The organism is Sphingomonas sp. BE123 (genome assembly GCF_031456015.1).
Lineage (GTDB): Bacteria > Pseudomonadota > Alphaproteobacteria > Sphingomonadales > Sphingomonadaceae > Sphingomonas.
Window position 1 is genome coordinate 1,107,269 of record NZ_JAVDTW010000002.1, and the last position, 25,791, is coordinate 1,133,059.

At 66.6% G+C, this 25,791-nt stretch carries 30 protein-coding genes; 16 read left to right on the forward strand and 14 right to left on the reverse strand.

All coding sequences use genetic code 11. The features are described 5' to 3' along the window. Positions 1-38: 38 nt before the first annotated feature. Positions 39-746 carry a GcrA family cell cycle regulator gene (locus J2Y54_RS13465; RefSeq protein ID WP_310040410.1) on the reverse strand — a complete coding sequence of 236 codons (708 nt, stop codon included), beginning with the start codon at positions 744-746 and terminating at the stop codon, positions 39-41. A gap of 63 nt (positions 747-809) precedes the next feature. Here J2Y54_RS13465 and J2Y54_RS13470 point away from each other — a divergent pair, with 63 nt between their 5' ends. Continuing rightward, positions 810-1,655 (forward strand): ABC transporter permease, encoded by an 846-nt coding sequence (locus tag J2Y54_RS13470; RefSeq protein ID WP_310040411.1) that lies wholly within the window; start codon positions 810-812, stop codon positions 1,653-1,655. 24 nt (positions 1,656-1,679) lie between these two features. Here J2Y54_RS13470 and J2Y54_RS13475 read toward each other — a convergent pair whose 3' ends face one another. After that, positions 1,680-3,602: an ATP-binding protein gene (locus J2Y54_RS13475; protein WP_310040412.1), complete on the reverse strand. Its 1,923-nt coding sequence runs from the start codon at positions 3,600-3,602 to the stop codon at positions 1,680-1,682. 302 nt (positions 3,603-3,904) lie between these two features. Here J2Y54_RS13475 and J2Y54_RS13480 point away from each other — a divergent pair, with 302 nt between their 5' ends. From J2Y54_RS13480 to queE, 6 genes are all read left to right on the forward strand, one after another. Continuing rightward, positions 3,905-5,101, forward strand: a complete 1,197-nt coding sequence (locus J2Y54_RS13480) for an aspartate aminotransferase family protein (RefSeq protein WP_310040414.1) — start codon at positions 3,905-3,907, stop codon at positions 5,099-5,101. A 58-nt stretch (positions 5,102-5,159) separates the two neighbouring features. Continuing rightward, entirely contained in the window at positions 5,160-6,083 is a 924-nt protein-coding gene (argF, locus tag J2Y54_RS13485; RefSeq protein WP_310040416.1) for an ornithine carbamoyltransferase, read from the forward strand. A gap of 155 nt (positions 6,084-6,238) precedes the next feature. Further along, positions 6,239-7,129: an Hsp33 family molecular chaperone HslO gene (locus J2Y54_RS13490; protein WP_310040417.1), complete on the forward strand. Its 891-nt coding sequence runs from the start codon at positions 6,239-6,241 to the stop codon at positions 7,127-7,129. Between the two features lie 50 nt (positions 7,130-7,179). After that, a complete protein-coding gene (locus J2Y54_RS13495) occupies positions 7,180-7,581 on the forward strand; it encodes a hypothetical protein (protein WP_310040419.1) in 402 nt (133 codons plus the stop codon). A gap of 54 nt (positions 7,582-7,635) precedes the next feature. Next, a complete protein-coding gene (queC, locus tag J2Y54_RS13500) occupies positions 7,636-8,322 on the forward strand; it encodes a 7-cyano-7-deazaguanine synthase QueC (RefSeq protein WP_310040421.1) in 687 nt (228 codons plus the stop codon). A gap of 10 nt (positions 8,323-8,332) precedes the next feature. Continuing rightward, entirely contained in the window at positions 8,333-8,965 is a 633-nt protein-coding gene (gene queE, locus J2Y54_RS13505) for a 7-carboxy-7-deazaguanine synthase (protein WP_310040423.1), read from the forward strand. A gap of 24 nt (positions 8,966-8,989) precedes the next feature. Here the strand turns inward: queE and J2Y54_RS13510 are convergent, their stop codons facing one another. The 3 genes from J2Y54_RS13510 to lipB all read right to left on the reverse strand — a co-directional run bounded on the left by J2Y54_RS13510 (position 8,990) and on the right by lipB (position 10,886). Then, the gene (locus J2Y54_RS13510; protein ID WP_310040425.1) at positions 8,990-9,640 is read right to left on the reverse strand and encodes a hypothetical protein; all 651 of its coding nucleotides are present in this window, start codon (positions 9,638-9,640) and stop codon (positions 8,990-8,992) included. A gap of 234 nt (positions 9,641-9,874) precedes the next feature. Further along, on the reverse strand, positions 9,875-10,126 hold the full coding sequence (locus J2Y54_RS13515; RefSeq protein WP_310040428.1) for a hypothetical protein: 252 nt from the start codon (positions 10,124-10,126) through the stop codon (positions 9,875-9,877). 85 nt (positions 10,127-10,211) lie between these two features. Continuing rightward, entirely contained in the window at positions 10,212-10,886 is a 675-nt protein-coding gene (gene lipB / locus J2Y54_RS13520; protein ID WP_310040429.1) for a lipoyl(octanoyl) transferase LipB, read from the reverse strand. A gap of 92 nt (positions 10,887-10,978) precedes the next feature. Between lipB and J2Y54_RS13525 the strand changes: the two genes are divergently transcribed. Continuing rightward, positions 10,979-11,803 carry a hypothetical protein gene (locus tag J2Y54_RS13525; RefSeq protein WP_310040432.1) on the forward strand — a complete coding sequence of 275 codons (825 nt, stop codon included), beginning with the start codon at positions 10,979-10,981 and terminating at the stop codon, positions 11,801-11,803. After that, the gene (locus J2Y54_RS13530) at positions 11,800-12,534 is read left to right on the forward strand and encodes a hypothetical protein (protein WP_310040433.1); all 735 of its coding nucleotides are present in this window, start codon (positions 11,800-11,802) and stop codon (positions 12,532-12,534) included. The genes J2Y54_RS13525 and J2Y54_RS13530 overlap by 4 nt, the downstream gene beginning before the upstream one ends. On the opposite strand, the gene J2Y54_RS13535 is transcribed toward J2Y54_RS13530, so the two are convergent. From J2Y54_RS13535 to J2Y54_RS13545, 3 genes are read right to left on the reverse strand one after another with little or no spacing between them, the layout of a single operon-like run. Beyond that, complete coding sequence (locus J2Y54_RS13535; RefSeq protein WP_310040435.1) at positions 12,498-13,097, reverse strand: GNAT family N-acetyltransferase; 600 nt, start codon at positions 13,095-13,097, stop codon at positions 12,498-12,500. The two genes, J2Y54_RS13530 and J2Y54_RS13535, sit on opposite strands and share 37 nt — an antisense overlap. Position 13,098: 1 nt before the next feature. After that, on the reverse strand, positions 13,099-13,953 hold the full coding sequence (gene hemF, locus J2Y54_RS13540; RefSeq protein ID WP_310040437.1) for an oxygen-dependent coproporphyrinogen oxidase: 855 nt from the start codon (positions 13,951-13,953) through the stop codon (positions 13,099-13,101). Beyond that, entirely contained in the window at positions 13,950-14,399 is a 450-nt protein-coding gene (locus J2Y54_RS13545; RefSeq protein WP_310040438.1) for a tRNA (cytidine(34)-2'-O)-methyltransferase, read from the reverse strand. Before J2Y54_RS13545 ends, hemF begins: the two co-directional genes overlap by 4 nt. Positions 14,400-14,745: 346 nt before the next feature. On the opposite strand from J2Y54_RS13545, the gene petA reads away from it, so the two are divergent. The 4 genes from petA to J2Y54_RS13565 all read left to right on the forward strand — a co-directional run bounded on the left by petA (position 14,746) and on the right by J2Y54_RS13565 (position 18,075). Further along, on the forward strand, positions 14,746-15,318 hold the full coding sequence (petA, locus tag J2Y54_RS13550) for a ubiquinol-cytochrome c reductase iron-sulfur subunit (RefSeq protein ID WP_310040440.1): 573 nt from the start codon (positions 14,746-14,748) through the stop codon (positions 15,316-15,318). Positions 15,319-15,332: 14 nt separating this feature from the next. Then, on the forward strand, positions 15,333-16,619 hold the full coding sequence (locus J2Y54_RS13555; protein ID WP_310040442.1) for a cytochrome b/b6: 1,287 nt from the start codon (positions 15,333-15,335) through the stop codon (positions 16,617-16,619). Between the two features lie 15 nt (positions 16,620-16,634). After that, complete coding sequence (locus J2Y54_RS13560; protein WP_310040444.1) at positions 16,635-17,468, forward strand: cytochrome c1; 834 nt, start codon at positions 16,635-16,637, stop codon at positions 17,466-17,468. 67 nt (positions 17,469-17,535) lie between these two features. Then, positions 17,536-18,075, forward strand: a complete 540-nt coding sequence (locus tag J2Y54_RS13565) for an adenine phosphoribosyltransferase (protein WP_310040447.1) — start codon at positions 17,536-17,538, stop codon at positions 18,073-18,075. A gap of 15 nt (positions 18,076-18,090) precedes the next feature. Here J2Y54_RS13565 and J2Y54_RS13570 read toward each other — a convergent pair whose 3' ends face one another. The 4 genes from J2Y54_RS13570 to J2Y54_RS13585 are packed head-to-tail and all read right to left on the reverse strand — an operon-like array spanning position 18,091 to position 21,517. Beyond that, complete coding sequence (locus tag J2Y54_RS13570; protein WP_310040449.1) at positions 18,091-18,546, reverse strand: MaoC family dehydratase; 456 nt, start codon at positions 18,544-18,546, stop codon at positions 18,091-18,093. A 40-nt stretch (positions 18,547-18,586) separates the two neighbouring features. Continuing rightward, positions 18,587-19,831, reverse strand: a complete 1,245-nt coding sequence (locus tag J2Y54_RS13575) for an ectonucleotide pyrophosphatase/phosphodiesterase (RefSeq protein ID WP_310040450.1) — start codon at positions 19,829-19,831, stop codon at positions 18,587-18,589. Positions 19,832-19,867: 36 nt separating this feature from the next. After that, positions 19,868-21,154 carry a hypothetical protein gene (locus J2Y54_RS13580; RefSeq protein WP_310040452.1) on the reverse strand — a complete coding sequence of 429 codons (1,287 nt, stop codon included), beginning with the start codon at positions 21,152-21,154 and terminating at the stop codon, positions 19,868-19,870. 51 nt (positions 21,155-21,205) lie between these two features. Next, positions 21,206-21,517, reverse strand: a complete 312-nt coding sequence (locus tag J2Y54_RS13585; RefSeq protein WP_310040454.1) for a hypothetical protein — start codon at positions 21,515-21,517, stop codon at positions 21,206-21,208. 50 nt (positions 21,518-21,567) lie between these two features. On the opposite strand from J2Y54_RS13585, the gene J2Y54_RS13590 reads away from it, so the two are divergent. Both J2Y54_RS13590 and J2Y54_RS13595 read left to right on the forward strand, forming a co-directional pair. Next, positions 21,568-22,407 carry an oxygenase MpaB family protein gene (locus J2Y54_RS13590; protein ID WP_310040457.1) on the forward strand — a complete coding sequence of 280 codons (840 nt, stop codon included), beginning with the start codon at positions 21,568-21,570 and terminating at the stop codon, positions 22,405-22,407. A gap of 34 nt (positions 22,408-22,441) precedes the next feature. After that, positions 22,442-23,227, forward strand: a complete 786-nt coding sequence (locus J2Y54_RS13595) for a hypothetical protein (protein ID WP_310040459.1) — start codon at positions 22,442-22,444, stop codon at positions 23,225-23,227. A gap of 9 nt (positions 23,228-23,236) precedes the next feature. Here J2Y54_RS13595 and ychF read toward each other — a convergent pair whose 3' ends face one another. Both ychF and J2Y54_RS13605 read right to left on the reverse strand, forming a co-directional pair. After that, positions 23,237-24,337, reverse strand: coding sequence for a redox-regulated ATPase YchF (gene ychF / locus J2Y54_RS13600; RefSeq protein ID WP_310040462.1), 1,101 nt, complete (start codon positions 24,335-24,337; stop codon positions 23,237-23,239). A 68-nt stretch (positions 24,338-24,405) separates the two neighbouring features. Beyond that, entirely contained in the window at positions 24,406-25,005 is a 600-nt protein-coding gene (locus J2Y54_RS13605) for a TIGR02466 family protein (RefSeq protein ID WP_310040464.1), read from the reverse strand. Positions 25,006-25,116: 111 nt separating this feature from the next. On the opposite strand from J2Y54_RS13605, the gene J2Y54_RS13610 reads away from it, so the two are divergent. Then, entirely contained in the window at positions 25,117-25,656 is a 540-nt protein-coding gene (locus J2Y54_RS13610) for a hypothetical protein (protein ID WP_310040465.1), read from the forward strand. Positions 25,657-25,791: the final 135 nt, after the last annotated feature.

Consider the following 25,791-nt stretch of genomic DNA (forward strand, 5'->3'; position numbering starts at 1 on the left):
GGTTAAACCTTTGTTAGCCAGAATGCCCGGTGCCGGCCTTAGCGGACGCGCGGACCGCCATAAGGCAGCGGCGGCGGCGGGCGTCGGTCGCGGCGCGGGAGCTGTGCCTGATAGGCATGGCCGCAATGGTCGACGCAATAGGGGAAGCCCGGGTTCACCTTTTCGCCGCAGAAATGGAAATCCGGTTCGCCGGGATGGCCGAGCGGCCATTTGCAGATCCGGTCATTGAGGTCGAGCAAGGTGGTCTTGCCCTCGATTTCCTTGCTCGGCTTGGCGGGCACAAGGCGACGCGGCGGAGCCGGCGCGATCGGCGGAGCCTGCTCTCCCGGGTTCTGGCGGATGAAGCCGCCCGGCCCGACCGAGCGCAGCACCGGCGCATCGCTGCGCGGCGCGGGAGCCACCGGTTCGGCATCGTCATCCTCGGCATCGTCTGCCGATACCACCGGTTCTGGCGCCGCGACCGGGGCGGGCGCAGGGGGGGCAGCCCGCGGTGCCGGCGCACTCGGCTTTGCCGGAGCGGGGGCGGGCGCCGCTGCAGCCGAAGCGGGCGCCGCAGCGGCGGCGGCCTTCGCCTCGGCATTGTTCGCCTTTACCGGGGAGGGACGCGAGGCGAGGCCAAGGCGATGCGCCTTGCCGATCACCGCGTTGCGGCTCACTCCGCCCAGCTCTTCGGCGATCTGGGTTGCGGTCATGCCGCTATCCCACATCTTGCGCAGCGTCTCGATCCGTTCGTCGGTCCAGCTCATTTATCGTCCCTAAAGAATCAATCCCGTTGCCGGGCTTGGCGGCAGCGATTAACCGGCCTTGGCATGACCGACCAGTCCCCGACGCCCGAAAGCATGATCGCCGGCCCCGGCGTTCCGGTAATCCGTAACGTGAATTGGGGCGGGCTGTGGACCCTCTATGTGAAGGAGGTGCGGCGTTTCTTCAAGGTGCAGCTCCAGACCATCTGGGCGCCGGCTGTAACGACGCTGCTGTTTCTGGTCGTATTCACCGTCGCGCTGGGGGGCAGGGGGCGTACCGTGACACTCGCCGGCACGGCCATACCCTTCGCCGATTTCCTCGCCCCGGGTCTCATCGTCATGGGCATGCTGCAGAATGCCTTCGCCAATTCCAGCTTCTCGCTGCTGGTTGGCAAGATCCAGGGGACGATCGTCGATTACCTGATGCCGCCATTGTCGACCGGCGAACTGCTTGCCGCGCTGTGTGCCGGGGCGGTGACGCGCGCATTCTGCGTCGGCGCGACGGTGTGGCTAGCCATGGCGCTGTGGCCCGGCGTGCACGTCACCCCCGCGCACCTGTGGGCGATCCTGTGGTTCGGCTTTCTCGGTTCGCTGTTCCTTGCATTGATGGGGGTGATGACGTCGATCTGGGCAGAGAAGTTCGATCACGCGGCAGCCGTCACCAATTTCGTCGTCGCGCCGCTCGCGCTCCTGTCGGGCACTTTCTATTCGGTCGACCGCCTGTCGCCGCTGTTCCAGGCGATCAGCCACGCCAATCCGTTTTTCTACATCATTTCGGGGTTCCGCTACGGGTTTCTCGGGGTCGCCGACTCGCCGATCCTCATCGGCAGCGCGGTGATCCTGTTGCTCGACATCGCGCTGGCGCTCGGCTGCTATGCGCTGCTGCGCGCCGGGTGGAAGATCAAGAGCTGAGCCCGCGCGTCGCTGCTGGCGGGCCTAAAGCTGGGGCAGTTCACCCAGCGCGGGGACGGTGAAGCGGAAAGCTGCGCCCTCATATTGCCGGTTCGCTGCGGTCAGCGTGCCGCCATGCGCTTCAACGATCCGCTTGGAAATGTTGAGGCCGATGCCAAGCCCCGACTCGCCCTTGGTGGACGAGAAACGCTGACCCAGCCGTTCGGCAAAACCCTCGGGCAGGCCTGCGCCATTGTCGGCAACTTCGATCTCGACCAGATGGTCGCCGGAGCGGCGGGCAGAGATCGTGATTCGCGCCGATCGCCCCGCCTCGTCGCACGCCTCGAACGAATTGCGCAGCAGGTTCACGAGAACCTGCTGAATCTGGATGCGATCGACATAGACCGGAGGCAAATCCGGCGGGATCGCTACGGTCAGCCGGCCGCGCACGCGCCGCGATCCGATCCGCACCAGGTTCACCGCATCCTGCACGACGGCGTCCAGCGACTCGCGGCGCAGCTCGATCTCGCGATTGGCGAGGAAGGCGCGCAAGCGGCTGATGATGCCCCCCGCGCGGAGCAGCTGCGCCGTGATCTTCTTGAGGTGGTCCAGCGCCTTGTCGGTGTCGCCGCGCTGCTCGAGCACATAGGCTGCAGTCGACGCATAGTTGGTTGCCGCGGTCAGCGGCTGGTTGATCTCGTGCGCGATGTCGCCGGCCAGCTCGCCCATCGCATTCTGCCGCGACAGGTGCATCAGCTGGAAGCTGAGCCCGTTGAGCTGATCCTCCATCGCCATGCGGTCGCTCAGGTCGCGCACGAATGCGACGCAGACCCGCTCGCCTTCCTGTTCGGCGACACCCAGCCGCAATTCCGCCGGAAAGCTGCTGCCGTCGCCGCGTCGGCAGGTGGTGATCGTCGCGCCGCTCGGGAACCCGCTGCCAGTGCCTCCCTGAATGTCGCACGCGTCGATCGGCGTTTCGAACAGGTCGTTCAGCGAGTGCCCCGTCAGGTCGCCGTCGCGCGCACGCCACATCAACGGGGTCGAGGCGCTGTAGGCGCGGATGACCAGATCGTCCCCGGTCACGATCAGGGCGTCGGGCGCAGTGCCCAGGATCGATTTCAGGCGGGCCTCGTCCACCGCCAGGATACGGCTCTGCACGTCGGCGCGGTGCGTGACATAGGCAAGCAGCGCGGCAAGACAGATCAGGTTGGCCAGCGCGATCAGGAAATAAAGCTCGGCGTCCGACAGCATCGCGCGCTGACGCAGGGCGATCAGGACCATTGTCGGAATGACCGAGCAGACGATGATGACCGGGTGGATCCGCTGCAGCGTATCCCATGGCGTATCAGGACGCGGGGCGGCGCGCGGTCCGTCGAGCGACACCAGTACGGCACCGCATAGCAGCAGGACCGGGACTGCCGTTGCGGCCGCCACCCCGATAAAGCGTGCGCCATAGCTCAGCTGCGTCCCGACCGTGAAGGCAAGCAGCAACAGGGTCGCGGCAATGGCTATCCCGGCCACCTGTCCCACCAGCGGGCGGGCCATGGCCGATCGCGCGCTGCGCAGGTACAGCGCGGCGAGCAGGGCCGCGAGCACCACGACCGCACCCATCGGGGTGATCGGACGACCGAGGGCAGGGTCCGAGGCCATCGTCTCGGCAAACAGCAGGCGCGAGATCCCGCTATCGAGACCGGTCAGGTGCTGGATGAAGATGAGGGTCAGGTAGATGAGCGGGAAGATCAGCAGAAGCCGCGCCGCCTTGACGTAGCCGCCAAAGATCAGAACCGCGCCGCCCGCCATGGTCAGAAAGGTGAAGGCCGTCATCGGATGGACCGGGCGCGACGCTGCCCCCATTCCGCGCAGCACGGCGATGTCGAATGCCCATCCGCTCAAAATGGCGAGCAGCGGCAAGATCGACGCGATCGCGAGGGCGCAGGCCAGCATCCGGCGCGGTCGTTGCGGCGTCATGCGGTACAGCCCCGGGCGGCAATGCCCATCGATCCCTCGCGCGTTACCCCGGCGCGGTCCAGGCGCGCCACCCGTTCTATCGCGTTGCAGCTTCCGCTTCCTGCTTTGCTGCAACCCGCCCCGACCGCGCTTTACGCGGCGCCACGCGCCAAGTCATCCCGGGTTACTACCCATGGCGCAGATCGCGCGGCAGTGCGCAGCGGGGCGGCGGTGATGTTGACGCCCCGGGGGCGACATCATAGGGTTCGTTCAGGGCGGTTCGCAGGAGGCCGCCCTTTTCTGTTCCTGAAAGGAGGCTGCCCGTGTCGATCACTCCGCTCATGCCCGTTTACCCGCGGTGCGGTGTGCGTCCGGTGCGCGGTGAAGGCTGCTATCTGATCGGTGAGCGTGGCGAGCGCTATCTCGACTTTGCGGCGGGGATCGCCGTCAACGCGCTCGGCCATTCCAACGCCCATTTCATCAAGACCGTGCAGGATCAGGTGGCAACGCTGATGCACGTGTCCAATCTCTACGGCTCGCCGCAGGGTGAGGCGCTGGCGCAGCGGATCGTCGACGCGAGTTTCGCCGACACGCTGTTCTTCACCAATTCGGGCGCCGAGGCGATCGAGTGCGCGATCAAGGCCGCGCGCCGCTACCATTATGTGAACGGCAATCCGCAGCGGACGAAGGTCATCACCTTCCACAATGCCTTTCACGGACGCACGATGGGCGCGATCAGCGCGACCAATCAGGCGAAGATGCGCGACGGATTCGAACCGCTGCTCCCGGGCTTTGCCTATGCCCCGTTCAATGACCTCGACGCTGCACTCGCGCTGATCGACGACAGCACTGCCGGGTTCATGGTCGAAACCGTGCAGGGCGAGGGCGGGATGACCGCCGGCAAGCCCGAATTCATCCAGGGCCTGCGCAAGGCGTGCGACGAACACGGCCTGCTGCTGATCCTCGACGAGGTGCAGTGCGGCTATGGCCGCACCGGGAAGATGTGGGCCTATGAGCATTACGGCATCACACCCGACATCATGGCCGTGGCCAAGGGGATCGGAAACGGCTTCCCGCTGGGCGCGTGCCTTGCCACCGAGGAAGCGGCGAAGGGCATGGTGTTCGGTACCCATGGCTCGACCTATGGCGGCAACCCGCTGGCGATGGCGGCAGGGATGGCCGTGCTCGACGTGATCCTCGAGCCGGGTTTCCTCGACCATGTCACCGCCATGGGCGATCGCCTGCGCGCGGCGTTCGAACAGATGATCCCGAACCACGATCACCTGCTCGAGGAGATCCGCGGCAAGGGCCTGATGCTCGGCATCAAGATGAAAGAGCCGGCGGTGGCACGCGACTTCGTGGCGCATCTGCGCGACCATCACGGGCTGCTGACCGTCGCGGCAGGCGAGAATGTATTCCGCGTCCTCCCGCCATTGGTGATCGATGAGAGCCATGTGGTCGAGGCGGTCGAGAAGCTGAGCGCCGGTGCGCGCAGCTACACGATGCCTGAGGCGGCGTAGTCAATTGCTCCCCCGGCATGCTGGGGGAGGCAGCCCTGGCAACACGGGGGAAACCGAAATGACCTATCGCAATTTCCTGTCGCTGAGTGATGCGGGCGCGGATGGCCTTGCCGCCATTCTGGCCGAAGCGATCGATCGCAAGGCGGCGCGCGCCGGCCTTCCCAAGGGCGCGGTCGACCGCGATGCGCCGCTCGCCGGCCATACGCTCGCAATGGTGTTCGAGAAAAACTCGACCCGAACCCGGGTGAGCTTCGAAATGGCGATCCGCCAGTTGGGTGGCAGCGCGATCGTGCTCGACGCTGCGACCAGTCAGCTCGGGCGCGGCGAGACCGTCGCCGACACGGCGCGCGTCCTGTCGGGCTATTGCGACGCGATCATGGTGCGCACCGATGACCATGCCAAGCTGCTGGAAATGGCCGACTATGCCAGCGTACCGGTCATCAACGGGCTGACCGACGACAGCCACCCGTGTCAGATCGTCGCCGATCTCCAGACCATCCTCGAAAGCGGCAAGGCGCTGCCCGGGCTCAAGGTCGCGTGGCTCGGCGATGGCAACAACGTCCTCGCCTCGATCGTCGAGGCGGCCGGGCTGATGCAGTTTGACGTCGTTGCCGCCTGTCCGCAGAGCTTCTCGCTGCCCGAGGCGGCGATGGCGCTGGGCAAGGGGCGCGCAACCTGCGTCAACGATCCGGCCGAAGCCGTGGCGGGGGCGGATATCATCGTCACCGATACCTGGATCTCGATGGGTCAGCTGCACGCCGAGGCAAAGCTTGCCGCGCTCGCCCCCTATCAGGTCGATGCCGCGCTGATGGCACAGGCCAAGCCCGACGCGAAGTTCCTCCACTGCCTCCCCGCGCATCGCGGCGAGGAAGTGACGCCGGAGGTGATAGACGGCCCGCAATCGCTGATCTGGCCTGAGGCGGAAAACCGCCTGCACGGGCAAAAGGCCGTGCTGCGCTGGTGCTTCGGGCAGATCGGGTGAGTTGACGGACCTTCGTCGCGACCCCACTTAGCCGTCAACCCGGCGAAAGCCTGGGCCCATCTCCCGCATTTTCAGCATGCCCGACAGCCGTGTTGCGCGTGGCTAGCGACACGAGATGGGTTCCCGCTTTCGCGGGGATGACGAAGGAAGATTTGATGACCACCGATCTCGACCGCACGCTCAACTTCACGATTCCCCAGCGCCATGCGCGCGGGCGTATCGTGCGCCTCGGTCCGGTGCTGGGCGAGATTCTCGCCGCGCACGCCTATCCGGCGCCGATCGAGCGGCTGCTGGCCGAAGCGCTGGCGTTGACCGCGTTACTCGGCTCGACGCTCAAGGACGCTGGCGGCCAGCTGACGCTGCAGGCGCAGGCGCAGGGCGGCATCGTCAGCCTGCTGGTGTGCGATTACAAGGCGGGCGAACTACGCGGCTATGTCCAGTTCGACGCGGATCGGCTGGCCGAGCTCGGGAGCAGCCCGTCGCTCTACGCGCTGTTCAACCAGGGCTATCTGGCCATGACCTTCGATCAGGCGACGACTGGTGAGCGTTATCAGGGCATTGTCCCGCTCGACGGCGGCTCGCTGGCCGAGGCGGCGGAGAATTATTTCGACCAGTCGGAGCAGATCCCGACGCTGGTGCGGCTTGGCGTCGGCCATGACGCGGCGGGCAATTGCATCGGCGGCGGCCTGTTCCTCCAGCATCTCCCGGAGGGCGAGGAGGGTGGCGAGCGTCTTCATGCCCGCGACTCGCACCCCGAATGGGAGCATGTCGAGGCGCTGGGCGGCACGATCAGCGCCGAGGAGCTCGCCGACGCGGCCACCCCGCTCGAAACCCTTTTGTGGCGCTTGTTCAACGAGGATGAGGTCCGGGTGCAGGCGGACGCCGCGCTGGTGCGCGGCTGTCGGTGCGACCCCGACTATATCGGATCGGTGCTCGCCAAGTTCACTGCAGAAGATCGCGCGGAAATGGCTGATGACGGCTTCATCACCGTCGACTGCGCCTTTTGTGCAAAGAAGTTTCCGATTGCGCTCGACAGTTTTGCGTGACCGATTCTGTCAGCGAATTGAAAGACGAGCCGTGCTATTAGGGAGGTGACATGAAACTCATTGCTCCCCTGTTCGGCGCGCTTGCCTGTCTTGTCCCGCTCGGCGCGGGTCTCGCGGCGGTCCATGCCGACCCCGGCCTCACCGCGCTTGCCGCGATCGAGCGGGGCGAATGGCAGATGCGCGCACCGGACGGGTCGGTCCGCGCCTTGTGCGTCACCGACCCGCAGATGCTGGTCCAGCTGCAGCATCGCGGCGCAACCTGCACCCGGTTCATTGTCGAGAACGGTCCGCTTGGCGGCCGGGTGACCTATAGCTGCCCGGGGATCGGCACCGGATCGACGCGGATCGTTGTCGAAACCCCGCGCCTGATCCGGATCGAAAGCCAGGGCATCAACCGTGGGATGCCATTTTCGTTCGAATATGAAGGGCGCCGGACCGGCGCATGCCGGTGACCGCGGACGCGTGATTTCTTGCCGCGTCACGGCAAAGGCGATAGCGCAGCGCGGATGACCGAAGCCAGCTATGCCGTCGCCCTCGTGTCGGGCGGTCTCGACTCCTATGTTTCCGCTGCCTGCGCGCGCGCCGATGGGCACCGGCTGCTCGCGCTGTCGATTGACTATAACCAGCGCCATCAGGTCGAGCTGGCCGCCGCGCGCCGGATCGCCGCCGATCTTGGCGTTGAGCGGCATATCGTCCTCCCGCTCGACCTTTCGCTGTTCGGCGGATCGGCGCTGACCGCAGACATTGCCGTGCCCAAGGACGGCGTCGGCGACGACATTCCGGTCACCTATGTTCCCGCGCGCAACACGATCTTTCTCAGCCTTGCGCTGGGCTGGGCCGAGGCGATGGGCGCGCGCGAGCTGTATCTTGGCGTCAACGCGCTGGATTATTCGGGCTATCCCGATTGCCGCCCGGAATTCATCGACGGGTTCGAAAAGCTCGTCGAACTCGCCACCAAGGCGGGGGTGGAGGGGCATCCGTTCCGTATCCGTGCCCCGCTGCTGACGATGAGCAAGGCGGACATTGTGCGCAAGGGGACCGAACTCGGGCTCAATCTGGGGCTCAGCTGGTCATGCTACGATCCGGCGCCCGGCGGCGTGCATTGCGGGCTGTGCGACAGCTGCCGCCTTCGATCCAAGGGGTTCGAGGAAGCGGGCATCCCCGATCCCACCCGCTACGCCGTTTCGGCATAGGGCAGTCGCGATGAGCTATGCGGTCAAGGAAATGTTCCTGACCCTTCAGGGGGAGGGAGTGAACGCTGGTGCGCGTGCGGTGTTCGTGCGTTTCGCCGGGTGCAATCTGTGGTCGGGGCGCGAGCAGGATCGCGCGACGGCAATCTGCAAATTCTGCGACACGCAGTTCGTCGGGACGGATGGTCTTGGCGGCGGGAAGTTTGGCGATGCCGATGCGCTCGCCGATGCGGTCGCGGGATTTTGGGGTGACGGACAGGAACGCCGCTTTGTCGTACTGACCGGCGGTGAGCCGATGCTGCAGGTCGACGGCGCGCTGGTCGATGCGCTGCACGCGCGCGGCTTCCGCATCGCGATTGAGAGCAACGGCACGCTGCCGGTGCACCCCGGCATCGATTGGGTGTGTATCAGCCCCAAGGCCGGCAGCGACGTGGTCCAGCGGCGCGGCGACGAACTGAAGCTGGTGTGGCCGCAGGCGGGTACCGATGTCGCCGAGCTCGAGCGCTGGGACTTCGCCCATTTGCTGATTCAGCCGATGGATGATGCCGACGCCGCCGCCAATGTGCAGGCGGCGGTGGACTTCGCGCTGGCCAATCCGCGCTGGCGCCTGACGCTGCAGGCGCACAAGGCAATCGGCCTGCGCTAGACGACGGGTCGTTCGACGACCCGTTCAGCGCTTCTTCGGGCGGCAGCGCCGGGGTTCGTACACACCCTTGCGCCAGCAGCTTTCGTTGCGGAATTCAGCCGGGATCTGGAATTCGTGCGGCGCATGGAACGAGGCGGGGAATTGCTGCTCACCCCAGCGCACCAGGCTGTTGCGGATCGTTGCAAGATGGTCGGCCGCAAGGTCGCCGAACTTCCCGCGCGGGGTGAAGACCGCTTCGCTCGATACGGCGTCGGCGGCTGCGCAGAAGGTCAGCTGGGCATGGACTGCCGAGTAGCTGGAATAGACCCGCGTGCCATATTGATCGAGCGCGTTCTGCCCGGCCTTCGGCGTCTTGTGCGTCCGCGCGAAATATTTGCTCAGCACCGTGTAGGAATCGGCCAGCTCGGCTTTGTGATCCTTCAGGATGACGTTGTAATTCGGCAGCGTCCGCAAGGTCGGCGCAAACTGGCATTGCAGCGCGGCGACGTTGAGCGCGGCGCGCAGGTTCCACACCATTGCCGCACGCAGTTCGCCCGGGGTCGCGCCGGGAAGCGGCTGAGCCAGCATGCCGGGCTCACTGCCGACGATGCGCGGCCCGGAAATTTCCGGGCCACGGAAGTAGAATTGCGCGGAGGCCGGCGCTGCCGCCAGCGTCGCAGCACCCAGGGCCGCCATTGCACACAGACGCGAAACCAACATCACCATCCCTCTCGTACCCGGTTGGCGGTGGGTTAAGGGCTTTTTCGGCCTCGCCCAAGAGGTTTTTGGGACGGGATCGTTGCGCAGGTGCAAGGGACCGCGCCCCGCCATGGGACAGGCGGGACGCGCATGCGGTGGATTGATGCAAAAGGGGCCGCCCGGCTGCGCCGGACGGCCCCAATCGCTGGCAATTGCCGCCGCGCGGGCAGCTTACATGCCGTTGCCCATCGTGTCGTTGGCGACGGTGTCCGCGGCCATGCCGGCGTCGTTGCCGGTGGCGCCGTCGACCATCGTCATGTTGTCGCTGACGGTGCCGTCGATCACGCCGGCGTCGGTCGCGTTCACGTCCATGACCGTGGTGTTGTCGGCGGCCGTCTCAGTGGTGCCGCCGCACGCCGAGACGAGCAGGGCAGCGCTGGCGATCATCGAACCGGCAACGACCTTGGTGAAAACTGCACGCATAAATGAGGCTCCCTAGAAAATGGCGGGGCGGCGGACCGCTTATTCCCCGCGCCGTAGTGGATATTAAACGCTTCGCGGTGCGCCCTCAAGCCCCGCCTTCGGGCGCACGATTACAGGCCCCGCCAACGGCGTCGAGAAAGGCCGGAAATGCAAACGCCAGTGCAGCGTCGAAAGTTTCAGGCGAAATCGTTTTTCCGAGCTGCGCGGCGCTGGTGACGGGGAATTCGGGCAAGCCGCACGGCACGATTCCGCCAAAATCGTTGAGATCCGGGTCAAGGTTCACCGCAAAGCCGTGCATCGTCACCCAGCGCCGCACACGCACGCCGATCGCGCCGATCTTTGCCTCATGCCCGCCGTCGCGGGTCCAGATGCCGATGCGCCCGTCGGCACGGAACGCGCGAATGCCAAGCTCGGCCAGCGCCGCGATCACCCAGCCTTCGACCGCGTGGACATAACAGCGCACATCCTTGTTGCGCTGCGCCAGGTCGAGCATCAGATAACCGATCCGCTGACCCGGCCCGTGATAGGTATAGCGTCCGCCGCGCCCGGTGTTGAACACGGGAAAGCGCGGATCGACCAGTTCGACCGGATCTGCACTGGTCCCGGCGGTATAGACAGGCGGATGTTCGAGCAGCCAGACCTGTTCGCGCGCGGTGCCGGCCTGGATCGCGGCAACGCGCGCCTCCATGTCCGCCAGCGCGTCCGGATAGGGGATGCGTCCGGGCGAGACGCGCCACTCGATGCCATTGACTAGTTCCATCGCTGCCAGATGCGATGCCGCGGGCCGCTGTGCAAGCATGTGGCGCGGCGCGACCGGATCGGGTAACGGTCGCGCCAAAGGGGATGCACCGCATGATCAGCATGGGTAATGTCTGGGACCGGACCGCCGAGTTTTTGAGCGACAATCTTGGCGCGATCATGCCGGTCGCGCTGCTTGCGATCTTTGTCCCGGCAACCCTGTCGGCCAATCTGTCCGCGCTTCAGCCGGGTGCGAGCCCGGCGGTCGGCGCGTGGCTGGGCATCGGCGTGCTGGTGTTGTCGCTGGTCGGGTTCTGGGGCCAGCTGGCGATCACTGCGCTGGCGATCGACCCGGATCTGGGTCGCGGCGCAGCGAGCGTGGCGACGCGCCGCTTTCCGGCGGCGCTGCTGGTGATGATCGTGATCCTGGTTGCGGGCATCGTCGCGGTTGCCCCGATCGGTGCGATCCTTGCTATGGCCGGCGTTGACCTTGCCGCGATGGCAGGGGACACCATGCCGAAAATTCCGCCATCGGCCGCGATCGGAATTTTCTTCTACGGCCTTGTGCTCGCTGCGCTGCTGTTGTGGATCGGCGCGCGGCTTGCCGTCGTGCTCCCGGCGATTGTCGGCGACCGGCTGGCACTCCGCGCGATCCCGCGCGCATGGCAGCTCACACGCGGGGTCGCGTTCAAGATCATCGGCGTGCTGATCCTCTATGGCGTGGTATCGGTCATCGCCAATCTGGCCGCGACGACCGCGTTCGGGGCAGTCATGTTCGTTGTTGCCGGGCGGGGTGAGGATGGATTGTCGCTTGCCTCGGTGCTCACCACGATCGTCGGCGGAGCCGTGTCGACCGCCTTCACCGTGCTCGGCACCGCCTTCCTCGCCAAGCTCTACGTCGCGCTGCTCGCCCGCAGGGAGGCGGCTGCCGCCGCATGACCCTGTCGCTTCGGACGGCGCTTGCCGATGCCGTGATCCTGTGGCGCACCGACCGCGACCTGATGGTGCGGATTGCGGGCGTGTTCGTGCTGTTGCCGATGCTCGCGATCGGCCTGCTGGCGACGACCATCGCCATCGATCCCGCCGCCCAGCCCGAACAGATTCGCGCGGCGGTGTCGGCCTTTTACAGCGCCAATCTGATCGCCGTGGTCGCGATTTCGCTCACGCTTGAATTCGGCACGCTGATGCTGCTCAACCTGTATCTGCAGCGCGGTCGCAGCGTCGGGGAGATGCTGCGCGCGAGCGGGCTGCGGCTGTTGCCATGGGTGCTGCTGGTGATGGCCAATGGCGCGATCCTGCAGCTGGGTTTTGCGCTGTTCATCGTGCCCGGTGTCTATATTTTCGGGCGCACATGGCTGATGGGACCGGCCTATGTCGCCGAACCGACCCGCGGCCTGTTCGGGGCGATCGAACGCGGCTTTCGCCTCTCCGCAGGCAATGGCTGGCGCGTGGCAGTGCTCGCCTTCGGGACCGGGGTCGTACTTGCCGCAGCGGTGCTGGTGCTGCTGATCCTGGTGCAGGGGATCGTCGCCGCGCTGGGCGGGCATCCGCTGGTCCACGCCGTTCTGCTGGTGCCGGTCGCTGCGGCGGGAGCGGCGGCGTTCGTCTTCTTCACGCTGGTGCGAATCGCGGCCTATCGCCGGCTGGGCGGATCGATCAACGGGATGTGAGGGGCGGCGTCGCGGGGCAAATGGCCCGTGACGCGCGGATCGGCAAAGGTCTCGACCGCCCGGCTGTAGGGGGTGAATCCCGAAGCGCGGTAGAAGCCGAGCGCCCGTGGGTGGTCGAGCGTGCAGGTGTGAACCCACAGTCGCGTCACATCGGGTCGCCATCCCCGCATCAACGCATGCGCCATCAGCCAGCGGCCATGGCCCTGACCGGCGAGTTCGGGCACGAGCCCGAAAAACGACAATTCGCACGTTGCGGCCTGCCGAAAATCCAGCTCGAGTATCCCGATCTCGATCCCGCGCGGATCGACCGCGGCATAGATCTCGACCTGCGGGTCATGGATGATCGCGGTCAGCCGCTCGGTGTCCATGATCAGGCGCGAGAACCACAGCCAGGGCGCGCCGACTCGTGCAAATAGCGCGCGATACGTGTCGGGTGCGGGCGCATTCCACCGCACCAGCCGCAGTGGCGAATCGGGCATCGGACGCGGTTTGGGGCGTTCCAGCATCTCGAGGCTGGTGACGACCGTCGCCACCTCGCCGGGCTTGACCGGGATCAGGCCCATCTCAGCTCCATGTCGCGAGCGGGGGCAGGCTCATCAGGATCGCGTCGATATTGCCGCCGGTCTTGAGCCCGAACAACGTGCCGCGGTCATAGACCAGGTTGAACTCGGCATAGCGACCGCGCCATTCGAGCTGCCTGGCCTTGTCGGCGTCGGTGAAGGGCGTCGCCATGCGGCGGCGGACGATCGCGGGGAAGATGTCGAGGAACGCGCGGCCGACATCCTGAGTGAAGGCGAAATTCGCCTCCCATTTCGAAATGTCGTCACTTTCGAGGTGATCGTAGAAGATGCCGCCGACGCCTCGATGGACATTGCGGTGGGGAATGTAGAAATAGTCGTCGGCCCACGCCTTGAACCGGGGATAATGCGCCGGGTCGCGGACATCACATGCCGCCTGCAACCGTGCATGAAAGTCCAACGTGTCTTCATCATAGGGGATCGGCGGGTTCAGATCCGCGCCGCCGCCGAACCAGCGCTTCGTCGTCACGAGGAAGCGGGTGTTCATGTGCACGGCGGGGACATGCGGATTGGCCATGTGCGCGACCAGGCTGATGCCGGTGGCGAAGAAGCGCGGGTCCTCGCCCGCGCCATGGATCGACTTGGCGAAATCGCCCTCGAACGTGCCGCCGACGGTCGAGACGTTGACCCCGACCTTCTCGAATACCTTCCCCTTCATCACCCCGCGCACACCGCCGCCACCCGGTTCGCCCGAGGGGTCGGCGCGGTCCCATGCAAGATAGTCGAACGCGGCGTCCGACCCCGCTTCGCGCTCGATCGCCTCGAACTCGGCACAGATCGCGTCGCGCAGTTCCTCGAACCAGGCGCGGGCGCGCTGTTGCTGCGGGTCGAGTTCGTTCATTGCGGATAGCCTTTGGTTTGCCGGAGTGCTTCGGACAGTGCGATGCCCGCGGAAACGGACAGGTTCAAGGAGCGCATTTCAGCCTTCATCGGGATGCGCACGCGCAGATCGGCGCGGTCATGGACAGGGTCGGGCACGCCCGCATCCTCCGATCCGAACAGCAAGATATCGTCGGGCTGATACGCCGCCGCGTCGAAGCGCCCGGCGCCCTTGGTGGTGAACAGCACGATCCGGCTGCTCACGGTGGCCAGAAACGCATCCCAGTCGCGGTGCCGGGCGATGCGGACATGGTCGATATAGTCCATGCCGGCGCGCGCGACGCGCTTGTCGTCCCACGCGAAGCCCATCGGCTCGATCAGATCGATCTGGGTGTCGAAGCAGGCGCCGATGCGCAGGACCGCGCCGACATTTCCGGCGATACAGGGCTGAAACAGGGCAACACGCATCATGCTCCGATAGTGCAGGGAACGCACCGCCCACAAGGCGCTCTTGCTGTGCGACCCCGACCCGCTCTGCCACCCGGCCAACCGGCGGCAGGATGATAGGGGGGGGCGGGTGGGGGCAGCCCCGCAAAGCAGGACTTAGCGGGGAGCCCATGGAGGAGCGGGCCGGTGCCGAAACCGGGCGTGTCATCGACAGGTCAAAAAGGCGGTTGGCAAAGGCAGCCCGCGCCGTCTATCAGGCCCGCCAGCCACCGGGGGCAATCCGGGGGGCTTGGCGTGGCGTAACGGCGCTGCGCTATCCGGGACAGGGGCGCGCAAGCGCCGGAAATTGAAGTGCAAGGGCTGATGCATGGCAACGCTTGATGAAGCAGTTCCTCCGGGCGACGCGGGTGACGCGCCGGCCGATCCCCGTCGTCGCGACTATCTCGCGATCGGCGCGGTCGCGTTTGCGGGCGTCGGCGCGGGCGTGATCGCGCTCCCGCTGGTCAACCAGATGAGCCCGTCGGCAGACGTGCTCGCCCAGTCGACCACCGAGCTCGACATTTCGGCGATTCAGCCGGGCCAGTCGGTCAAGGCGACCTTCCGCAAGCAGCCTTTGTTCGTGCGCAACCTGACGCCGAAAGAGATCGAAGAGGCGAACGCGACTCCGGTCAGCGACCTGCGCGATCCCCAGACGCTGGCCGACCGCACCAAGGAGGGCAAGGCCAACTGGCTCGTCACGCTGGGCGTGTGCACCCATCTCGGTTGCGTCCCGCTGGGCGCAGGCGAGGGTGAGAATAAGGGGCCGTTCGGCGGCTATTTCTGCCCGTGCCACGGCTCGGCCTATGACACTGCCGGTCGCATCCGCACCGGTCCGGCGCCGACGAACCTCGTCGTTCCCGAATACGCATTCATTTCCGACACCGTGATCCGGGTCGGCTGAGGGGGCACCAAGACATGAGCTTTCCCTGGGCAAAGCAGTATGAGCCGAAGAATCCGGTGATGAAGTGGGTGGACGAGCGTCTGCCCCTCCCGCGCTTCGTCTACAACGCCGTCGGCGCCGGTTACCCGGTCCCGCGCAACCTCAACTATTTCTGGAACTTCGGCATTCTTGCCGGGATGTTCCTGGCGCTGCAGATCGTCACCGGCATCGTGCTGGCGATGCATTATGCCGCCAATGCCGGCATCGCGTTCGACAGCGTCGAGCATATCATGCGCGACGTGAACTCGGGCTGGCTGATCCGCTATGCCCATGCCAACGGCGCATCGATGTTCCTGATGGTGGTGTACATCCACATCGCCCGCGGCCTGTGGTACGGATCGTACAAGGCACCGCGCGAGATGGTGTGGCTGCTCGGCGTCGTCATCTTCCTGCTGATGATGGCCACCGCGTTCATGGGCTATGTCCTTCCCTGGGGCCAGATGAGCTTCTGGGGCGCGCAGGTGATCACCGGCTTCTTCTCGGCAATCCCGGGCGTCGGCGAAACCATCCGCGTGTGGCTGCTGGGCGGCTTCGCGCCGGACAATGCCGCGCTGAACCGCTTCTTCTCGCTCCACTATCTGCTGCCGTTCGTGATCCTCGGCGTGGTGATCCTGCACATCTGGGCGCTGCACATCCCGGGTTCGAACAACCCGACCGGCGTCGAGGTGAAGAGCGAGCAGGATACGGTCCCGTTCCACCCCTATTACACCGCCAAGGATGGCGTTGGCGTGGGCGTGGCGCTGCTGATCTATTGTTCGCTGATCTTCTATGCGCCGAACCTGCTGGGTCACCCGGACAATTATATTCCGGCCAACCCGCTCTCGACCCCGGCGCACATCGTGCCTGAATGGTATTTCCTGCCCTTCTACGCGATCCTCAAATCGTTCACGATCGACTTCCTGTTCCCGGCGAAGCTGTGGGGCGTGCTGGCGATGTTCGGCTCGATCCTGCTGCTGTTCTTCCTGCCGTGGCTGGACAATTCGCCGGTCCGCTCGGCCAATTACCGCCCGACCTACAAGTGGTTCCTGATTGTGCTGCTGGTGGACGTGCTGGTGCTTGGCTATGTCGGCGGCGCTGCCCCGACCCCGGGCGTGATCCTGATCGGTCAGATCGCCACCGCCTATTACTTCCTGCATTTCCTGGTGATCCTGCCGATCGTCTCGGCGATGGAGCGTCCGCGCCCGCTGCCGAACTCGATCACCGAGGCCGTGCTCGCCGGCAAGGGTGGCACGTCGCCGCTCCAGACCGCAGCTGCCGAATAAGAGGGGCATAAGAAAATGGTTCGCATCGGCGGATTTTTGGTCGGGCTCGGCTTTGTCTTCGCCCTGATCCTCGGGATCTTCGACACCGTCTCCAACGGGCTGACCACGCCCAAGACGGTGGAAGAGGAATTCCACGAGCATGCGAAGGGCCCCGCAGGCGGCTTCTCGTTCGAGGGCGCATTCGGCACCTATGACAAGCGCCAGCTTCAGCGCGGCATGCAGGTGTACAAGGAAGTGTGCGCCGCGTGCCACTCGCTGCGGCTCGTCTCGTTCCGCGACCTCGCGGCGCTGGGCTATAGCGAAGGTCAGATCAAGACCATCGCCAAGGGCTTCCAGGTCCCCTCGCTCAATCCGGAAACGGGTGAGCCGGCGACCCGCGACGGCATCCCGTCGGATCGCTTCCCGTCGCCCTACGCCAATGACATCGCCGCGGCGGCCGCGAACAACAACGCGATCCCGCCCGACCTGTCGCTGATGGCGAAGGCCCGCGCGGACGGCAGCAACTATATCTACTCGCTGCTGACCGGCTACCAGGCGCAGCCGGCGGAGCTGCTCAAGAAGTATCCGGAGGCCAAGACGCCCGAGGGGCTGCACTACAACCCCTATTTCCACACGCTCAACCTGGCGATGGCACAGCCGCTGAAGGACGGTCAGGTGACCTATTCCGACGGCACCGCGCCGACGCTGCAGAACTATGCTGCCGACGTCGCCGCGTTCCTGACCTGGACCGCCGAGCCGAAGATGGAAGTGCGCAAGTCGACCGGCTTCGGCACGCTGATCTTCCTCCTGCTGTTCTGCTTCTTCGCATATGGCGCCAAGAAGCAGATCTGGCGGAACGTGAAGGACTGACCTTCACCAGACCGAAACCTGACGGCCCGGGAAGCGATTCCCGGGCCGTTTGCTTGGGAGCGACGCCATGACCCCGACCAATGCCGATCTTGCCGCGCTGATCCGCACGATCCCCGATTTCCCCAAGCCCGGGATCCTGTTCCGCGACATCACCACCCTGCTGCTCGATCCCGCCGGCTTTGCCCGCGCGGTCGAGCGGATCGTCGAGGCGGTGGACGGGCCGGTCGACCTGGTTGCCGGGATCGAGGCGCGCGGGTTCCTGTTCGCGGCGCCGGTTGCGCTGGCGCTGGGTGCCGGCACGCTGCTGGTACGCAAGGACGGCAAGCTGCCGGGCGCGACGGTGGCGGAGGACTATGCGCTGGAATATGGCACTGACCGCATTGCGATCCATGCCGATGCAGTCGCGCCCGGTGCGCGCGTGCTGCTGATCGACGACCTGATCGCCACCGGCGGTACGGCGCGCGCCGCCGCACGGCTGTTGCGCAAGGTCGGGGCGGTGGTGACGCAGGCGGCGTTCGTCATCGACCTGCCCGATCTGGGCGGGGCCGATGCGCTGCGGGCCGAGGGGCTGCACGTCACCGCGCTGGTGACCTTTCCGGGGCACTAGGCCCCGGCGCAGCGATCAGTCGGGGGTGTGCGGACGGCGCGCAACCAGCGCGTTGGCGATGAAGCTGAGCACCGGTTCGTCCTGCTGGTTGAACACGAGCATGCGCGAGCGGGTGCGCCCGATCTCCGGCCGCTTTTCGGATTCGCGCTTTTCGAGCAATTCGGTCTCGCAGCGCAGCGTGTCGCCCGGGAACACCGGACGGATCCAGCGCAATTCGTCGATCCCGGCCGCGCCGAGGCTGGCGGTGGGGCGCAGCTTCATCTGTTCGACCAGCATCGCCATGGTCATCGCCGCAGTGTGCCAGCCGCTCGCGGCGAGCCGTACAAAATGGGTCTGCGCCGCGGCCTCGTCAGAGAGGTGAAACGGCTGGGGATCGTATTTCTGCGCGAATTCGAGGACTTCGTCGCGCGTGACGGGATAGGATCCGAAGCTGGCGCGATCCCCGACCTGCATGTCTTCAAAATAGATCATGGACCCGGTTTCGGACCGAAACCGGGCCTTGGCAAGAGGGTCAGCGGTTGAGAGCGGGGGCCAGCACCGTCGGGTCGCCATCGGCATCGGCCGCCTGCGGCACCCCGGCGAGCTGCCGCAGCAGCGGCGCGACATGGATATTGTCGAATGCCGGCAGGGTCGTACCGGCGCGGAACGCCGGGCCATGCGCGATGAACAGCGCGGCCATTTCCGGTGCGGCGGGGTCCCAGCCATGCGCGCCGCCGGGTCGCAGCGGTTCGGCGGCGGGCCGCGTGGTGATCGTCCAGCCGATCTGCGCAAGGCACAGGAACGACGCGACGCGCGGGTTGCGGCCATAATGGAGCCGCGCCGGGATGTCGGCGCGGCGCCAGCATTCCATCTGCGGATGCGGCTTCAGCAGCGCTGCGGCCAGCGCGGCCTCACGGCCCGGCTGCGGCTCGATCGCGGCATAGGGACCTTCCTCGATCGTGCGGAAATCGGTGGGTGCGGCGATGGTATCGAGCTGGATTCGCCGGCTCTGGTCGGTTGCTGCCATGCCGTGATCGGCGACGAACACGAGGTTGGCAGGCTGTCCCAGCCCGGCCAGTTCGCGCGTGAGGCGCCCGACCAGCGCGTCGACCTCGGCCACCGCGGCGTTGGTTTCGGGGGCATCCGGCCCATAACGGTGCCCGGCGGTGTCGACGGTGTCGAAATAGAGGCCAAGCAGCTTCGGCCGGGTTGCTGCGGGACGGCGCAGCCAGTCGACGATCGCGTCGACGCGCTGTCGCCCGTTCACCGCCATGCCGAATGCCTGCCAGTCGTGCGGGTAGGTGCCGCCAAGCTCGATCCCCGAGCCGGGCCAGAACATCACCGCGCTCTGCACGCCCGCCTTCTCGGCGGCGTGCCACACCGGCTCGCCCTGGTCCCACCAATAGGGCTGTTCCGACTGCATCGTGAACCGCTCGCCCGGGCGCGCCGGATCCTCGAAGCGGTTGCCGACGATGCCGTGGCGGTCCGGGCGCTTGCCGGTCACCAGCGTGTAGAAATTGGGAAAGGTCTTGGTCGGGAAGGAGGCGCGCATGGTGGCGCGGACCCCGCCCTGCGCCAGCGCCGACAGGACCGGCGTCACCCCGCGGTCGAGATAGTCGGGACGGAACCCGTCGATGCCGATCAGGATCGTCACCGGCTGCCGGATTTCGGCAACGGACTGAGCTGGGGCAGGGGCCGGGGCGACTGTCGCGGTCTGGGCACAGGCGCTGAGGAACAGGGCGGAGCTGGCCGCCGCCACGCAGGAAAGGATACGCATGGCGGCGGCCTAACCCGCTTCGATGACAGAAGCGAGTCAGTCGCCGAGCGACAGCTTTGCGAACGCCGTGCCGCTGACCGGGCTGTTCCCGTAATAGGGATCGAGCGCGGCGGGCTTGGCATAGGCCGCCACCGACCCGCCGAGCGCCAGCGTTACCTTCTCGCTCAGCGGGATGCGATAGGCATAGCCGCCCTCGAACCGCGCGACGCGGAACGGCTGGTCGTGCAGCGGATGGCTGTGCTCGGGGAACAGCTCGTCGTTGCGGACCAGTTCGGCGCGACCGAACAGGCTGTGGCGCGGATCGATGTCCCAGTTTGCCTCTGCCACCCAGGCGCTCAGCACGTCGCCGGGGATGCGGTTCTTGGCCGACCAGGCGAGCGTCGCGGACAGGCCGCCGCGCGCATAATGGACGCTGGCGGTGGTGCGTGCCTCGTCATTGCCGCCGTGCAGCGCCTCCGGGCTTTCGAGCCGCCCGTGGCTGACCTGCACCGCCCAGTTGGGGGAGGGGGTGAAGGTCGCGCGCAGGCTCCACGAATCGAGCTTGATCGGGTCGAAGCCCCAGCGTTCCTCGTCCGGCTCGCGCCCCTTGAACGCCGAACCTTCCAGCTGAAATGCGCGCGTGCGCACGCCCGCCGTCACCACACCATAGGTGATGTGGGTCGAATCGAACCAGTGATGCGCGATCGGCGACATCGTCTGATAGCGCGCCGAGCGGCGGTGCATGAAGGCGGGTGGGCCGAGCGCGGGTTCGCCGACCGGGCCGCCATAGAGAAAGGCGGTGGCGCCGGGGGCGACATCGACCTCGACCCGTGCGGCCAGCTCCATGAACAAATCGTGCGGATGCTGGCGATCGACCAGCGCGCGGCCATTGGCGGTCTCCCCGGCCGCGAACAGGTTGGGATAGCCGCGCTTGCCCATCAGGGGATCGAGGCTGAACATGCCGCGCAGCTCGATTCGCGCTGACTCACTCAGCGGGCGGCTGGCGGTGACCATGCCCATGCTCTGGACAAATGCCATGTCGTCGCCGCGCGGGCCGCCTTGGCTGGTTACCGCGCCCCAGGCATAGCCATGCGCCATCAGCATCCAGTCGCCGGTCGTGGCGTGCAACCCGCCATGCTGACCGCCCTCGGCTGCGGGGAGCAGGGCGGTGCCGGACGCGATCTGGGCGTTGGGCTTGGGCGCGGCAGGCGCTGCGTGCTCGCCATGGCGCCGATGCTCCGCCTTGGCAGGGGCGGGCATGTGGTGGTCGTGGTCCTGCGCTGCCGCCGCAACGGGCAGCGCCGTCGCCGCCAGCACGGCGGCGAACGTCGTTCGATAGGTCATCGTGATAAACTCCGTGAATGATCAGGAAACGGGGTCAGGCCCCGTACGCGATCACCCGCTCGGAGGGGGCGGCTCGGGCGTCAGCAGCGCGCCGGTCATCACGCGGGCCGGGCCGCTGGCATCGTGGCGCGCGATCAGCGGCAATGGCGTGGCCACCGCCGTGGCGCGCATCGTCGACGGCGCGATGCAGCCGACGCACAGCGTCTTGCCCATCGCCGGCGCCTTGTCCGGCTGCGGAGCGGGCGCCTCATGCTCCATCGGCATCGCCGTTTCGACCATGTCATGGCACGCCGGTGCCGCCGCCGCCGGGGCGGGGACGGTGCCGAGCACAAGTGCCAGCAGGATGAGCAGCCGGAAGATCACCCCGTCGCACTAGCATTGCCGCGCGCCCCGCGACAACCTAGCTTCACACCATGCCGCCCCCCGATCTCGCCGCCGGACTGCGCAACCGCCTGATCGGCGTCGTCCGCGCGACGTTCAACGACCAGAACAGGGGCGAGGCACCGGTGGTGCGCAGCGACGATGCGCTGTTCCCGCGCGACAGCGTCACCTGGCGCGTCCATGGCGACGTGACGACGATGATGGTCGGCGGGGTGGCGTCGCTGCTGCTGCAGATGCTGCACCCGGCGGTGCTGGCGGGCGTGTGGGACCATAGTGCGTTCCGCAAGGACATGCTCGGCCGCCTGCGCCGCACCGCGCGCTTCATCGCTGAGACGACCTATGCCGAACGCAGCATTGCCGAGGCGTCGATCGCCAAGGTGCGCGCGGTGCATGAGCGGGTTGCGGGGGTGCTACCCGATGGCACGCCCTATCGCGCTGACGATCCCGAACTGCTCGCCTGGGTGCATGTGACCGAGATGTGGAGCTTCCTCGCCGCGTGGCAGCGTTATGGCGTGCCGGTCAGCCGCGCGGAGGAGGACATCTATTATGCCGAGACAGCGCGCGTCGCGCAGGCACTGGGCGCCGACCCGATCCCGCGCAGCCGGTTCGCGGCGGAGGGGCTGATCACCGCGATGCGCCCGCAACTGGTGGTCGATGACCGCACGCGTGAGGTCGCGCGCTTCCTGCTCGATCACCCCGCGCCCAATCTGGCGATGGCTCCGGCGCAGGCGGCGATCTTTGCCGCAGCGGTCGATCTGCTCCCCGACTGGGCGCGCGCGCTGCATGGCTTGCACCGTCCGGTGGTCGCGCTGCCGCTGGTGCGCGGATCGACGCTGGCGATTGCCAAGACGTTTCGCTGGGCGTTTCACTAGCGGAACCAATTCTGGGCGCTTAGGTTCTCGGACCATGACCCAGACCGCATCCGCCCCGGACAGCCGCATGCGCGCCATCGCCGCGCTCGTCTTCGCACTCGCGCAGATCCTCGCCCCGCTGCTGCCCGCAATCGGCATCGGCAATCCGGTCGGCGAACAATCGGCGGACACGCAGACGCTGATCACGCCGGCGGGCTGGGCGTTCGCGATCTGGGGACCGCTGTATTTCGGTACGCTCGTCTATGTCGTGTATCAGTTGCTGCCGCGCCATCGCGACAGCGAACTGGTGCGCCGGATCGGCTGGCATTTCGCGCTGGCCGTGCTCGGCAACGCGCTGTGGGTCACCTATACCCAGTTGTTCAGCCTCGGTTTTCCCTCGGTGCTGATCATCGTGTTCACGTTGGTCAACCTGCTCGCGATCCTGCGTGTCTTCGCCAGCACGCCCACCTTCACCCTCGCCGAGCGGCTCGCGGTAGTCCTTCCGCTCAGCGCATTGGCGGGCTGGCTGACCGCTGCGACCATCGTCAACATCGCCGCCGCGCTCAACTTCCACGGCGTCGTGCTGCCCGGACCGGCGCCGCTGATCGCGGCGGCGATCCTGCTGGTCGGGGGCGCGATCGTCGCGGCGGCACTGGTCGGCACCGGCGGCAACCCATGGTATCCGATCCCGTTCCTGTGGGCGCTGTTCGCGATCCATCAGAAAGCAGGGCAGGCGCATTCCGAGATCGCCACCGCGACGATCGTCGCGGGGCTGCTCGTCATCGCGACCCTGGTCGTGATGCTGGCCAGCGCCGAGCGCCGGAAACGGTATCTCGGCTGAGGTGCCCGATCAGACGTTGAAGCGGAACAGCATCACGTCGCCGTCCTGGACGACATATTCCTTGCCTTCCGACCGGAGCTTGCCGTTGTCGCGCGCGCCGGTTTCGCCACCGAACTTGACGTAATCATCAAACGCGATCGTTTCGGCGCGGATGAAGCCGCGTTCGAAATCGGTATGGATTTCGCCCGCTGCCTGCGGTGCCTTGGCCCCGACATGGGTGGTCCAGGCACGCGCTTCCTTCGGCCCGACGGTGAAGAAGGTCAGCAGGTGGAGCAGCGAATAACCAGCGCGGATCACGCGGGCGAGGCCGGTTTCGGTCAGCCCCAGCTCGGCCAGGAACTCACCGCGCTCTTCGGCGGGCATGGTCGCGATCTCGGCCTCGATCGCGGCGGAGACGACGACGGCCTGTGCGCCCTCGGCCTTCGCCTTTTCGAACACCCGCGCCGAATAGGCGTTGCCGTCGGCGGCGTGTTCTTCATTGACGTTGCAGACGTACAGCACCGGCTTGGCGGTGATCAGCTGCGCCTGCTTGAGCACGCGCTCTTCCTCAACGTCATTGGGTTCGACCAGCCGCGCGGGCTTGCCCTCGCGCAGCAGGTCGAGCGCGCGGCCCAGCACCGCTGCGGCGATCTTGGCCTCCTTGTCGCCCTGCGCCGCCTTTTTCTGAAGGTTCGGCACGCGCTTTTCGAGGCTCTCGAGGTCGGACAGCATCAGTTCGGTCTCGACCGTCTCCGCGTCGGCGATCGGATCGACCTTGTTGTCCACATGCTGGATGTCGTCATTCTCGAAACAGCGCAGGACATGGACGATCGCGTCCACCTCACGGATGTTGCCGAGGAACTGGTTGCCCAGACCCTCGCCCTTGCTCGCGCCGCGCACCAGGCCGGCGATGTCGACGAAACCGAGCTGGGTTTCGATGATCTTCTGCGATCCGGCGATCTTGGCAAGTGCGTCCAGCCGGTCGTCCGGCACCGCGACATTGCCGACATTCGGCTCGATCGTGCAGAAAGGATAATTGGCCGCCTGTGCCGCCGCAGTCTGCGTCAGCGCGTTGAACAGCGTCGATTTGCCGACATTGGGAAGGCCGACAATGCCGCAGCGAAAGCCCATGGGTCTCTTGGTCCTGTGATCCGGGAAAGGCGCGCAGATACGCCGGAGACAGGCAAAAGGCCAGAGGGTCAGCGATAGTTGAAGCTGATGCTGATCCGTTCGCCCCTGGCGCCGTTGGGCATCACTTCGTGACGGAGCCAGCTTTCCCACAGAAAGATCGTGCCGGGCGCAGGCGCCGCATAGACAAAGGCCTGAAGCTCCTCGGCCGCATCGGCGCGGCGGGGCGGGGCGGCCATCATCATCGGCAGGCGCGGATCCTCAAGCTTCAGCATCCCCGCGCCGGGCGGGACGTCGACATAGAGCGTGCCCGAAATGATGCTGTGAGGGTGGATATGGCCCGAATGGGTGCCGCCGGGCTTGAGAACATTGACCCACAGGCTGTCGAGCCGCGGCTTGCGCGCCAGATCGAACGCGCAGGCATCGGCGAAGCGCGCAACATGGCGGTTGAGATGACGGACAAGGTCGGCAAAGCGTGGGTCGCGCACGGGCAGATCGTCGAGCGACGCATAGCTGGTATAGCCGCGATAGCCATGGTCGCGTGACCAGCGCTGGCCGGCGCGATCTTCGGCCGCCAGATCGCGACACGCATCGCCCAGTTCTGCCAGCAATGCCGGATCGTCGAGCGTCGTTTCGGAGAAGCGGGTGGCGAACAGGCTGCGGATCGTCATCCTGCGCGCACAGCATGGCGCGGCGCCGGGCGCAAGTCGCGATGCGGTTGACACCGCGCCTCCCGGCGTCATCATCGCGCCATGAATTCGCCAGCGAGAGGGTGCAAGTCGATGAAAGCAATCAGGTTCCTTGCACCGCTTGCGCTGCTGGCAGTGGCCGGCTGCGGCGACAATGGCGCGCAGGAACAAGCCGCCGCCCAGGCCAAGGCCAAGGCCGAAGCAGCGCGCAAGGCGCGCGACCTGCAGGAAGCGCTGGCGCTCAATGTGCGCTGCTATGCCGCGATCAAGTGGCAGGAGCGGCTGCTCGACAGCCCGGTGCCGCGCGCAATGGCGGGCGGTAGCCAGATCTTCCTCGATTATTATCGCGGGATGGTCGAACAGCGGTTGGGCGATCAGGTGATCCCGGCCGATCCGCCCAAGCCCGAACTGTCGCGCGCTGGACTGGACGCGTATCTCGACTGGGCGGTGCAGGATCATATCGCGCGCGATTTCACGCAAGGGGACCGCGCACAGGCACATGCGACAGTGACCACCTGTATCCAGAGCGGCGCGGAATTCGGCGCGATCGGCCCGATGGCCAAGCAGAGCCCCGCCGACCGCTTCGGCCGGGTCCAGCAGCTGCGCGGCCTGCTCCGCGACCTGGGCGCATGACCCGTGATTGCGGCAGGGCGCGGGAAACCGCGACCGCCGCTCTTTCGTTTCCCCGCCAGTCACGCTACCGCAGGGCCGAGATGGTCGCGGCAACGCGGCTTGTTCATTGACCGTACAGGCGCGACCCGCCTTCCA